Here is a 12,640-nt window from a genome sequence, read left to right on the forward strand (position 1 = left end):
ACGGCGGGAAGTCATCGCCAAGGTGGCGCACCGGGAGCGGGAGGCTGCCCTCAAAGAGGATGAGCCGCCTCATCGTCTTTTCAAGTCGCCCCCGTCCGTCTCCACGACCGACCGCTGGGAGACGCTCTACATCCGAGGCGACCGCGACATCGCGGCGCTGCTTCCGCGCCACAAGAACCGGGGCAACCGAAATCCCCGCTTCTCGGATGAACTGGCCCAAATCGTCGACGGCGCGATCGACGATGTCTTCCTCCAGCCCGAGCGGCCGACCCTTCAGGACACGACGGATGAGGCCATCAGCCGGGTCGCGAAAGCGAACAAGCTGAGGTCAAAGCACGAGCACCTGCCGCTGCCCACCGGTCGGATGGTCCGCTCGCTTCTGCGCAAACGAGATCCCATCGACATTTGCACGGCACGGTACGGGGCTCACTACGCGAGGCACAAGTACCGGCTCGTGCTCAAGGGCAACATGGTCACCGAAGGTCTCCGCCGCGCGGAGATCGATCACACGCCAATGAACGTGCTGGTCATCGATGACCGCAGTTTCCTTCCGCTGGGCCGTCCGTGGCTCACCTTGATCGTCGACGTGGCCCATCGGGTCATCCTCGGCTACGCGCTTTCGTTCGAGCCGCCGAGCTACTTGTCGGTGATGCGCTGCATGCGACACGCGATCCTTCCCAAGACCTACCTGGAGGCCCAATACCCTGAGCTCCAGAACGATTGGCCGTTCTTCGGCCTTATGGACACCCTGGGGCTCGACAACGGGGCCGACTTCCACTCCAACGGCTTGTACGACCTGGCCAGCCGCTATGGCATAGACCTCGACTTCTGCGAAGTGCGCACACCGTGGATGAAGGGGATCATCGAACGCTTGCAGGGCAGCATCAACCGCGGGGTTGCACACGGGCAGCCGGGGACGCTGTTCGAGGACCTCATCGAACGCGGCGACTACAACAGCGCCAGCAAGGCCTGCATCACGCTGGAAGACCTGCACCGGATCATCCACATCTGGATCGTCGACTACTACCACCAGAGGCGACACCGCAGCCTGGGCATGACGCCGCATGAGTCGTGGACGCGCGAGATGCAGCACCGGGAGATTCCGCTGCCCACATCGGCGGTCGAGCTGGACCAGGCGCTCTCAGTTCGCTTTACCCGCACGCTGACGCACAAGGGCGTGGAGCTGGACCACCTGTTCTACAACTCGCCCGAGGTCCTGCGCATCATCTCGGCGTCTAACGGCCGCCTCGAACTCGACGTTGGTCGGCCCGCCGATGACGTCGGGTACATCTATGTGAACGATCCGATCTCGCAACGGTTCGTGCGGGTGCCGGTGATCCAGCGCTACAGCGACTACGCCAATGGCCTGACCCCCTGGCAGCACACCCAGTGCGTTCGCTACGCCTCCAAACACCACAGCGGTCGTGTTGATGTGATCGCGCTGGCGGATGCGAAGCACCGCATTCGGGAAGGGTTCCTGCACGCCCTGGCAAAGGTCCGCTCCGCCGCGAAGAAGGCCGCAGCCCGCTTTCTTTCGGCTGCATCCGAGGCCTTTAAGGCGGCGCCTGCCAACCAGCCGACCCCGGGAAACGGGGGCCCGAAAGCGCCCTCGCCTGCACCCGTCGCCCCGCCGGATGCGTCACCGCCACCGGCCGCGACCCAGCCACGAAAGCTTCAGTTCGAAACGTCGCCGCGCCGCGCGGCAAATCTCTGATCCAACCACTTCCAGGAGTCACACCATGCCATTCGACATTCAAGTCTTTGAAACCCTCAACCAGCTCATCATCCCCCATGCGCCCTTCGTCAACGCGCGTCAGGCCGTTCTGGAGGCGCTGGACGAGGCCGACCACTATGCGGACAAGTCCATTCTTCCGCTGATCGGACCTTCACGCGCCGGCAAGACGCGCCTGCTCGAGTACATCCTCAACGCGTATGGCTCGGAGCCCAGGTGTCTGATCCGAACGTCGCTGCCGCGGTCCGAACGCAAGAAGGCCATGCTCATGAAGATCCTGGAGGCGCTCGGAGATCCAATGTGGGACTGCGGAACCGATGACAAGATGCAAATCCGACTGATCGGCTTGCTGCGCGACCTCGGCATCAAGTACCTCATCGCCGACGAGTTCCAGCACTGCGTCTCGACGCGCGGCGCGATCAACTACGCGGTGGCCGACTTGTTCAAGGTCCTGTTGGACGAGGCCCAGGTCACCATCATTGCGGCCGGCTTGGAGCGCACGGCAGACGTGCTGTCCTCCAACGAACAGCTCGAAGGTCGTTGCCTTCCAGCCGTGCATCTTCCCCGCTTCGACTGGAACGACCCTGAATCGCGCGCTGAATTCATGGGCGTGGTGGGCGCCTTCGGCTCCGGACTTGGGAGCATCAAGATGCCCGCGTTTGACGACGAAGACGCCTGCTTCCGCTGGTGGGTGGCGAGCGGCGGGCTGATCGGCTACGTGCACAAGATCTTCCGCAAGTTGCTGACGCATCTGCAGCGCAACAACAAGATGAAGGCCACGCTCAACGATTTCCACGAGGCGCATGCAGCAGCCGTGTACTACCGAGGTCCGCGGGTGTTTCCCTTTGATTCGAAGTTCGATCTCAAGGACAAGGTCACGGGACTGCCCATTGCCGCGCGCATCGGCGAACGACGCGACATCGATGCTGAACCATCGGACAAGCCGCGTCGCAAAGCCGGCAAGACGGGGGAGGCTTGATGAACAAGCTGCTTCGAGTCGTCCACCCCGAGGCACGCGAAAGCTGCATGGGATTCGCGCTGCGTCTGGCCAACCACAACCACCTGAGCTCGCCGTGGCACATGTTCCGCGTCGCCGGAATGTCGCAGTCGAACATGGCGGTCCTGCACTTCAATAGCGAGAAGATGCGCAAGCTGACGGGACTGCCGATGGAGGTGCTTGACGAAATTGCCTGCAGCGCATCGACGTTCCTGTCGGCACAGGTCATGTTTCGTGGCCACAGCATCTCCCGCAAATTGGTGCGCAATCGAATTCCCTGGGTGTGCCCCCATTGCATTGCCGAGAACCCAGTGGCGCTGGCCGCGTGGGATTTGCAGTCCGTGCTGGCATGTCCTACGCATCGCGTGATGCTGGTCGAGCATTGCCACGCTTGCACGAGGCGGCTGAGTTGGATCAGGCCATCCGTCACAACCTGCCGCTGCGGCGCGGACCTGCGGACGACTCCGACACTTCCCGCCGCAGACGGGGTGGTCTTCACGAGTGCCGCCGTTGAAACGTCCTTGTTCCGAAGTCCCGACGCATGGAGCGCCGCGGATCGCCCGCCAAAAGGCCTCCTCGACGCGTTCGCGCAAACACCGCTGCAGGAGATGGTGGGCGCTCTGTCAGAAATGGCGCGACTGTCGCTCGTGGCCCCCCGTGACTTCCCGACCTGCGAGCTCGCACAGCACTACGAGGCGGTGGGCACCGCATTGCGAGCGTGGCCTGGCGCGCTACACGCTGCGTTCGAATCATTTGCTGAGGATCGCTTGTCTGTCACACGAGCCTCAGCGAGACACTATGGGGAACTGGACCTCACCGATGTGATGGTGATCGAGCTAGACCGGTACAAGCGCTGGTCTCGCCGGGCGTCAGAGACGATCCGCAATTTTTTGTCGGAAGAGATGGCACGATGCATCGGCTCACGCTCGACCCTCTACGCAATCGCACCCCGCAACGTGCGTCGAAGCGGCATTCCGGCGGACCAAGGCTGGGTGACCGTTATAGCCGCAGCTGCAATTCTCAAGATGGACCACCGGACGTTCCACAAACTGTTGGCCTCCGGATCACTCGAAACGAAGACGGAAGAGTCCGGGACGACCACGCGCATCTTAGTCAAAACGGACTCGCTGACCCCAAACCTGATACGCGATCAAATGATCGGTCGGCCCGAACTGGGGATGATCACGGGCTGGCCCGTGGGCACGCTCTCCAACCTGAAGAAGTCGGGTACCCTGCCTGCGCAGTACAAGGGCCCGGGATTGGGCTTCATGGCCATGCAAGACTTGAAGGCGCTCACTCAGCAGTGGTGCCAGATCCGCGTGACCAAGCGTCCTCCCGGTGTCGCAACCACGGACATCTGCTCCGCATTTCGGGGCACCTCGAAGTGTCAAAGTATCGAATGGAAGTCCGAGTTGATTCGCAGGCTGATGCGCGGCGAAGTGAAAACGTTCGACGTGTCGACAGCCCCGACGTTGAATGCGACGGTTGAAACATCGGTCGTGCTCGCCCTTCAAAACGAGTTCGCCGTCGGCCGCAGCGGAATCGGTCGGGTGTCGCAAGCCCTTGTCGTGAGCCCGATGGGCGTCATCCAGCTGGCGGTCGCCGGCAAGTTGAGTCCGACCTTTGAGGACGATCGCGTGTTCTTTTCCATGTCGGACGTCGAAGCGTTCAAGAACAACTACGTCCGCTTGAGTCGGCTCCTGCACTCTTTGAAGCAGGGCGAAAGGTTTGCAGCACAGTGCCGGGAGAACGGCGTCGAGACAGTCCGGGTCATGAGCCCGCATGGGCCTGTCGACTATGCCCCCAAAGAGGCCGCGATGAAGCTCTCGGCCCGTCTCTATGGGAGTGTGACCGCGGCGCGTGGCGGGTGACTTCGCGATTCGCGGAAGGCCGCATTCAAAGCACGGGCTCTCCGCGAAAGCAGGGGGTCCTACTGTTCTCCATTTCGAAAGCAAGCGCGGAATCCCCGTTGGCGTTCCCCGACGTCATGGCGGGCTAGGCCTCAGCGAAGGACTCGCCAATTGCCGTCCAAAAGCCCCACGCAATGCCGTCAGATTCCCACTTTATGGTGTATCCCACAGTGTCGGGAAACCGAGAGCCGCCCTTACCCGCACTGCCCCACATACCCGCAGGCGGTGCAGAAGTCGCAGCCGTCCTTGTGGATCACGTTGGGGTTGCCGCACTCGGGGCAGATCTTGCCGGTGAGCACCGGGCCGGCAGCGGCGTCTTCGGGGGCTTCGAGCACGCCCATGTCGCGCACCGGGAAGCCCTCTTCGGTCAGCACGCCCAGCATCGCGTAGCGGTGGATGATCAGCCGCGCGAGGTAGGCCACGGTCGAGGGCCAGGTCTGCTGGCGACGCTCGCCGTGCGGCAGGCCGGGCACGAAGGCCATGAAGTGGCCCAGCGGCTCGGCGTAGTTGAGCAGCTTGCGCAGCTTCATGCCGATCCAGGCCGGGTCGACCACCCGCATGTCGAGCGAGAGCACACGTGCCAGGCCGTCGAGCGCACGCGGGTAGTTGCCCGAGAAACCGACCGCACAGGGGCGTGTGACGGCCACACCGTCGGGGCCGGGCAGCGTCACCTCCTTCAGCGTGAGGGTGAAGTTTTCGCCGGTGGCGGGGTTGTCCACGTCGACCGCCCAGGCCAGCGTGCCCGAGGGGCCGGTGAGTGGCTCATCGCGCGCAAACATGGCGTCGATCACCGGCGTGAGGCCGTTGCGGCCCTCGCGCGGCAGGGCCTTGAGCTGCTCGCAGCGCCAGCGAATCACGGCCGCGGTGGCCGCCACCACGCCTGGGAACAAGCGCCGCTCGCCGCTCGGCGGGAACGGCATCTCGAAGGCCCGCTCTTCGGCCACGGTGGCGAGCACGTCGAGCTTGAGCTGCAGCCAGGCCGGGTCGTTGGCGCGCAGGTCCATCGACAAGGTCTTGGCCAATGCACCCAGGCCGCGCGGCTGCTCGGCGCCGTTGATCCACACCTCGAAGGGCTTGGGCACACCGTCATCGCCCGCCAGCTCGCCGACGAACAAGGCGAACTCGCCGAAGGGGTGGTGAACCATGAAGGTCCAGGCGGCATTGCCCCCCGGCAGCTCGGGCCGGCCCGGCCAGCGCAATGACGAGAGCACGGGCGCGGGCAGGCGTTCGAGTGCGAGGCGCTGGTTGGCGTCGTTGAGCTTCATCACCGTGGCATTTGCCGTGGGGGTGGTGCTCAGCACCGAGCCCAGCACGGCATTGGGCCGGTAGGTGGCGAGGCCCTTCAGGCCCGATTGCCAGGCCTTCATGTAAAGGCTTTGAAAGTCGGCGTAGGGGTAGTCGACCGGCACGTTGACGGTCTTGGAGATGGCGGTGTCGATGCACGGCGCCACGGCGGCGACCATGGCTTCGTGGTCGAGCGCGCTCATTTCCAGTGCGGTCACGAAGGCGTGCGTGAGCGGTGTGCTGGCGCCCTTCAGGTGGCGGTACAAGCGCCAGGCGTGGTCTTCGACGGCGTACTCCTTGAAGCCGCCATCGGGCATGCGCTTCTTGCGGGTGTAGCTCCAGCTGAAGGCGGGCTCGATGCCGTTGCTCGCGTTGTCGGCAAAGGCCAGGCTGATGGTGCCGGTGGGCGCGATCGACAGCAGGTGCGAGTTGCGCAGGCCGTGGGCGCGGATGCGCTCGCGCAGGCGCTGCGGCAGGCGCGAGGCGAAGGTGCCGCTGCTCAGGTACAGGTCGGCGTTGAAGAGCGGGAAGGCACCGCGCTCCTGCGCCAGGTCGATCGACGCGTCGTAAGCCGCGTCGCGCATCAGCTCGGAGATGCGCCGCGCCATGCTGCGCGCCTCGGGCGTGTCGTAGCGCAGGTTGAGCATGATCAGCGCGTCACCCAGGCCGGTGAAGCCCAGGCCCACGCGGCGCTTGTTGCGTGCTTCTTCCTGCTGCTGCGGCAGCGGCCAGACGGTCACGTCGAGCACGTTGTCGAGCATGCGCACCGCCGCCTTGGCCACCTTGGCAAACCCCTCTTCGTCGAAGCGCGCGCTGGGCTCGAAAGGGTCGCTGATGAAACGTGTGAGGTTGATCGAGCCGAGGCAGCAGCAGCCGTAGGCCGGCAGGGGCTGCTCGGCGCAGTTGTGCACCACCAGGCCATTGGCATCGAAAGCATGTACGTCGCTCACGGTGACATCGAAAACCGGCTCTTCGCCAAAAGGCTCCAGCGACTCCAGCGTTGCCACGAAGCGCTCTCGGTTCAGCGTGCGTCGATAGGCGCCGAGCGCTTCGTCAAGCCGAGCCACCTTGTCGCTGTCTTCAAACCCTACCAAGTCCGCGTAGCGGCGCAAGTTCTCTCCACTGATCACAAGCTCATGCAGGGTGCGGGTTTCATACTCTCGCTGACCACCCTGGCCATCGGGCAATGGTCGCGGTCCGGCTGGTCGGCGCTCACGGTTAAGCGTGGCGACGACGCCCAAGCGCAGCAGCATGCGCTGCACGTTTCGCAACATCCCTTCATCAGCTTGCGTCAGACGCACGCTCACGCCCTTGCTTTGGCTGCCTTGCACTGAGCCGTCGGCATCAAACAGCCCGCGCAGCAGGCCGACGCAAAAGTCTGAAGAAGCTTGCTCCATGGCCGCCGTGACCTGCTTGTGCCCGGGCGACATGCCGAGCTTGAACGCCAAGTCACGCAGCGGGACCGATGCGAGCCGAAACTCCCCGCGAGCTTCGATCTGGCGTTGCCAGCCTCGGAAATCGGCTCGGTGCGGCAATGTCTGTGCGGCTGCGTGAGCCGCCTGCATCACGGCACTGGCGCTGTCGTGCGCAGGCAAATCGTGGTTGGCAGCGTTGACGGCGACACCGGCGTTCGCCGCCAGTTTGAGTTCGGGCGCCCAAACCGACAACACCGCCTTCTCCCTCTTGAGCGTGCCATCGCCGATCAACAGACCGATCAGATACCCCTCGGCCTCGGAGTGCGGGCCGTCCCAGCCGCCCAGTTCGCGGTGGTCGTGCAGCACGAGTTCGTCGCCTACAGCCAACTGCCCTGCGGCCACCCACTCGGCTTCAATCGAGTAGCGCGTTCGGCGTTTCACCCGGCGTACCAAATGATCGGCGGTCAGCTTCAGTTCATGGCCCTCGCGGGTCAATAGCCGCCAGACTGGTTTGGTTCCGGTTGGAAAAAATCCTGCTGATTCCGTGGGGTAAGCCTTACCGTCCACCACCGCGGAAAAGGCGAGCCCGATCAGCGCGCTCACCTGGCGTGGGCCTTCGGTCGTCATGACCCATGTGTCGGCCGTCACACACGGGTTGGTGCTGGCGATGGTTTCGCAGTACGAGAGGTTGTTGTCGCTGTTGATGTGGTCGAGAAAGAGCACGCCGGGCTCGGCGTGGTCGTAGGTCGAGCGCATGACCTGGTCCCACAGCTCACGGGCTTTGAGCTTGCGGTAGACCCACTGCCCGCCTTGCAGGTAGGCGCCGGCCGCCTTTTGCGCCAGGCCGGGCTCGGCACGGTGCACCAGCTCGACCTCGGTGTCGGACTGCACGGCCTCCATGAAGGCGTCGGTCACGCCGACCGAGAGGTTGAAGTTTTTCAAATCGCCGCTGTCCTTGGCGTGGATGAATTCTTCGATGTCGGGGTGGTCGCAGCGCAGCACGCCCATTTGTGCACCGCGCCGGGCGCCGGCGCTCTCGACCGTTTCGCAGGAGCGGTCGAACACCCGCATGTAGCTGACCGGACCGGAGGCGCTGCTCTGCGTGCTGCCCACCCACGCACCGCGCGGGCGAATGCGCGAGAAGTCGTAGCCCACACCGCCACCGCGGCGCATGGTCTCGGCCGCTTCGGTGAGCGCGATGTAGATGCCGGGGTGGCCGTCGTCGACGTGTGCGATGGAGTCGCCCACCGGCTGCACGAAGCAGTTGATCAGAGTGGCCGACAGCTCGGTGCCCGCTGCCGACTGGATGCGCCCCGCCGGCACAAACCCGTGGCGCAGCGCTTGGGCAAAACGCTCTTCCCACAACGCGCGTTGGGCAGGCTGCTCAGCCTGCGCCAATGCGCGGGCGACACGCTGGTTGACCGCCTCGGCCGAACGTTCATCGCCCTTGGCGTACTTTTCGATCAGCACCTCGGCGCTGATGTCTTGTGCAGGCAGAGTGGCCAGGGTGTTCGGCTGGGTGACGGGGGTGTCTTGCATGGTGGAGGGCTCCTCGATGGGGTGGCGCACCTTACGACGCGGCCACGCATGCTGTCTTTGACTTGAATCAGTGCACTGTGACGCAAGGCCGGGGCTTGACGCAGCGCAAACCCCTGACTGCGGCAAGTGCTTAAGGTCGGCTCAGCCCCCTCCATACCGAGCGCGACCCATGAACATCGACAGTTTCGAAGACCTGCTCAGTGCCGCACGCCAACAGGCCCAGCCACAACGGCTGTTGTTCGTGTTTGCCAGCGCCGAGCTGCCCGACGATGCAACGCCGGCGCAACGCGCCGCCTTTGCCCAGGGCGCCGGCGGTGCGCTGGCGCCGCTGATGTGTGCCGACAAGACCCCCGATGAGCTGACGAGCTTCAAGGCGCTGGTCCACGAGTCGGCCCAGTTCGGGCAGCCGTGGGCCATCGTGTTCGTGGCGGGCCTGTCGGGCCAGGCGGGTGCCACGCCCAGCAGCGCGCAGGCCGAAGCGCCCTTGCAGCGCATGGTCGAGGCCATCAAGGCCGGCCAGGTGGCCGCCTACATGCCCTTCAACCGCGAGGGGCGGCCGGTCAATCTGCACTGAGTCAGGCCCGCCTGCTCGGCCACCCGATCAAGTGGCGGCCGCTGCTGGCGGCAACAGCAGGCGCTCCATCAGCTCGCGCGCGCTGCAGATCTGGTCACCAAAGGGCAAGGCACCCACGCCGCGGAAAAAAAGCCCCTTCTTCACGTCACCGCGCAGGGCGGCGGCCAGCTGGTTGTCGATGCAAAACTGCCCCCAACCGGCCAGGCCGTCACGCAGCCCGCACTGGGCCAGGCAGTCAAAGGCCTTGGTGCAGCGGCTCTTAACGTGGGCCACAGCCTGCAGCTTGTGTTCGATCTTCAGGTAGGCGCGCAGCCAGGGTGTGGCCACGGCACGCGCCGGCAAACCGGCGACGCTGGTGAACTCCACCATCTCTTCTTCACGCGCGCTGGCCAGCACACGCTTGAACTCGATGTGGGCGTCGCATTCGTGTGTGACTGCAAACGGGGTGCCGAGCTGCACACCGGCCGCGCCCAACGCTTGCAGGCGGGCAATGTCGGCATGGCTTCGCACGCCGCCGGCGGCGATCAGCGGCACCTCGCGCTCGATGCCGGCCGAGCGCAGGAAGGCGAGCGCCTGCGGCAACACGTTCTCGAAATTGAAACGCGGGTCGTTCAGGTCGGTGATTTTTGCGGCGCCCAGGTGACCACCGGCCAATCCGGGGTGCTCGATCACGATGGCATCGGGCACGCGCTTCTTGCGCTCCCACTTTTTCACCAGCAGCTGCACGCCGCGCGCGTCAGACAAGATCGGGATCAGCAACGCCTTGGGGTGCTCTTGCGCCAGGTCGGGCAGGTCGAGCGGCAAACCGGCGCCCACCACCACGGCGTCGATGCCGCACTCGAGCGCACGTTTCACCGACGGGCCGTATTCGCTCACCGCACGCATCACGTTGATGGCCAGCAGGCCGCGACCCTGCGAAACTTCGCGCGCGGCGCGAATCTCGCGTTCCAGGGCTTCGAGGTTGGCGGCGTCGATGACCTGTTTGGTGTCATCGTCTTGGCCTGCGCGGGCGGCCAGGCCCTGGGTGCGCTCCATCAGGTCGGGGTGGTGCCGGCGCAGGTCCACCGACGAGATGGTGCCCATGGCGCCCAGCGCCGCCACGCTGCCGGCCAGCTTGTGGGCCGACACCCCCACGCCCATGCCGCCTTGCACGATGGGCAGCAGCGTGCGGCCGCCCAGATTCAAGGGAGCCAGGCCGCCTTGCAGCAGCAGCGACGCGAGTTCGGGGTGGACGTGACGCAGGTTCAAGGGTGCAGACATGCCGGGAGCCTATCGACGCAGTCCGAACGTGGGTTTGCGATGAATCAAACTTTCTGCCCGGCGCCGGGTGCGTGGCGGCTGTCGATCTCGTTGAAGATGGCGTGGCCGTCGTCCGCCGGCTCGTGCGGGCGAAACGGGCCGGTGCCGCTGTGCTCCGACAGCGAGGCGGCGACGAAACTGCCGCTCTTCACGTCGAACACATGCACCTCGCCCTCTTCGATCACGTAGTGCCAGCCGTGCAAGGCCAGCGCACCGGCGATCACACGCTCGCGCACCATCGGGTAGTCCATCAGGCGCTCCAGCTGCAGCACCACGGCACGCTGTTCGGTGCGGCGCAGCGCCTCGGGTGTCACCTGCACTGGCAGCATCGCCTCGCGAGCGAGTTCCAGCCAGGCGGCGAGGTTGGTGGCCTGCGGCGGCACGCCTTCGTACAGCGCACGAATGCCACCGCAGTGGCTGTGGCCGCACACCACGATGTGGGCGACGCTCAAGTTCAGCACCGCGTATTCGATGGCGGCGGCGGTGCCGTGGTAGCCCGTCGAACCATCGTGTGGGGGCACGAAGGCGCCGACGTTGCGCACGATGAAAAGTTCACCCGGGCCAGTGCCTGTCAGCAGGTAGGGCACCAGCCTCGAGTCGCTGCAACCGATGAACAGAATCGTCGGGTGCTGGCCTTCGCGCACCAGGTCTTGAAACTGGTCCTGCACACCGGGGAAGGTGTGCTCGTGGAAGCTGCGCAAGCGCTGCAGCAGGTCGTCGGGCATGGCGCTACGTCATTGCACCAGGGGCGTCTCGGCGGAGTCCAACTCCACGCCCACCACCTCGGCCTGCCCGGCCAGCAGTTGAAGGTATTGGCGCAAGGCTGTCACATAGGTCTGCTGGCGCAAGGCCATGGCCACGGCACCCCGAACGGTCTCGAAGGCTTGTGCCGCCCCACCCTCGCGCGCCAGCACCTCGACCACGTGCAGACCAAAGCGGCTGTGCACCAGCCGTGGCAACACACCCACCTCGACATGGCCGAACAGCTCCTTGGCAAACTCGGGCGCACAGTCGCTGGGTTGCAGCCAGCCCAGCTCGCCGCCTTCTGCGCCGCTTGGGCAGTTGGACAGCTCGCGAGCCGCCTTGCCAAAACCGTCGCTCGCGCCCCCGTCGTGGCAACGCACGTCGAGCAGGCAGGCTTCGGCGCGGTTTCGCAGGCTCACCACATCCACCCCCGGCGTCACCGCGAAGAGCACGTGGCGCACACGCACACGTTCACCGGTGCGGTAGCGCGCGGGGTTGGCGCCGTGGTGACGCTGGCAGGCTTCGTCAGAGGGCTCTGGCATCTGCAGTTCCCGCTCCAGCAAGGCTTCGATGCCTTGCGAGGCGGCTTCGCTGATGACCCCATCGCCCGGCGCCACATCGGCCGCCTCGAGCAGGCCGGCCTGCATGGCGGCCTGGCGAAGCAGCTCGGTGCATGCGCGCTGCCGCAATTCTTCGGTCGACAAGGATTCGGCCTCCTGGTTCAAGGCCACGCCGTTGATGCGGGCCACCCGGAGCGGCTCGGTCTGCGGGGTGGCTTGATTCGTGGAGAAGCTGCTGAAGTCGACGGTTTCGCTGAGCATGGGGTGCCCCTTTCAGACGCGTGCGTCAGGGCGACGCGGTTCGTTGTGACCCGCGGGCACGTTCAGGCGCCGGCTGCGCACCACCTGGTGCGGGCGAAACAGGAAGGCCACAGTGGCAAAACCGCTCCACACGTGCACCAGCCGGCTGAACGGGAACAGCAGGAAGATCGTCATGCCCAGGATCAGGTGGATCATGTAGGGCCAGTCGAGCGCGATGAGTGCCTCGGCATGCGGGCGGAAGGTCACGATGCCTTGCGCCCAGTCGGCCAGGATCAGCATCGCACTTGCATCCTTGTGGCCGAAGGAATACGGCAGCGTGATCAGC

General features: G+C 65.2%; 9 protein-coding genes. 4 read left to right on the plus strand and 5 right to left on the minus strand.

Annotated features, from left to right (window positions below):
- The 3 genes from RMO40_RS05675 to RMO40_RS05685 all read left to right on the plus strand — a co-directional run.
- Positions 1 to 1,714 (plus strand): hypothetical protein (locus tag RMO40_RS05675; RefSeq protein ID WP_309717530.1); only part of this gene is annotated, 1,714 nt, incomplete at its 5' end.
- Between the two features lie 25 nt (positions 1,715 to 1,739).
- Positions 1,740 to 2,711 (plus strand): TniB family NTP-binding protein, encoded by a 972-nt coding sequence (locus RMO40_RS05680; RefSeq protein ID WP_309717533.1) that lies wholly within the window; start codon positions 1,740 to 1,742, stop codon positions 2,709 to 2,711.
- A complete protein-coding gene (locus RMO40_RS05685; protein WP_309717536.1) occupies positions 2,711 to 4,600 on the plus strand; it encodes a TniQ family protein in 1,890 nt (629 codons plus the stop codon). The genes RMO40_RS05680 and RMO40_RS05685 overlap by 1 nt, the downstream gene beginning before the upstream one ends.
- A gap of 233 nt (positions 4,601 to 4,833) precedes the next feature.
- Here the strand turns inward: RMO40_RS05685 and RMO40_RS05690 are convergent, their stop codons facing one another.
- A complete protein-coding gene (locus RMO40_RS05690) occupies positions 4,834 to 8,877 on the minus strand; it encodes an LAGLIDADG family homing endonuclease (protein WP_309717539.1) in 4,044 nt (1,347 codons plus the stop codon).
- 169 nt (positions 8,878 to 9,046) lie between these two features.
- On the opposite strand from RMO40_RS05690, the gene RMO40_RS05695 reads away from it, so the two are divergent.
- Complete coding sequence (locus tag RMO40_RS05695; protein WP_309717542.1) at positions 9,047 to 9,451, plus strand: ribonucleotide reductase subunit alpha; 405 nt, start codon at positions 9,047 to 9,049, stop codon at positions 9,449 to 9,451.
- Between the two features lie 27 nt (positions 9,452 to 9,478).
- Here RMO40_RS05695 and RMO40_RS05700 read toward each other — a convergent pair whose 3' ends face one another.
- The 4 genes from RMO40_RS05700 to RMO40_RS05715 all read right to left on the minus strand — a co-directional run.
- The gene (locus RMO40_RS05700; RefSeq protein ID WP_309717545.1) at positions 9,479 to 10,711 is read right to left on the minus strand and encodes a nitronate monooxygenase; all 1,233 of its coding nucleotides are present in this window, start codon (positions 10,709 to 10,711) and stop codon (positions 9,479 to 9,481) included.
- A 44-nt stretch (positions 10,712 to 10,755) separates the two neighbouring features.
- Positions 10,756 to 11,475, minus strand: coding sequence for a carbonic anhydrase (locus RMO40_RS05705; protein ID WP_309717548.1), 720 nt, complete (start codon positions 11,473 to 11,475; stop codon positions 10,756 to 10,758).
- 9 nt (positions 11,476 to 11,484) lie between these two features.
- Positions 11,485 to 12,315: a peptidylprolyl isomerase gene (locus RMO40_RS05710; protein ID WP_309717551.1), complete on the minus strand. Its 831-nt coding sequence runs from the start codon at positions 12,313 to 12,315 to the stop codon at positions 11,485 to 11,487.
- Between the two features lie 12 nt (positions 12,316 to 12,327).
- Positions 12,328 to 12,640, minus strand: a 313-nt coding sequence (locus tag RMO40_RS05715) for a respiratory nitrate reductase subunit gamma (protein ID WP_309717553.1), incomplete at its 5' end; no start/stop codon positions are given.

The sequence above is a fragment of the Rhizobacter sp. genome (assembly GCF_031412075.1).
Taxonomy (GTDB): Bacteria; Pseudomonadota; Gammaproteobacteria; order Burkholderiales; family Burkholderiaceae_C; genus Rhizobacter.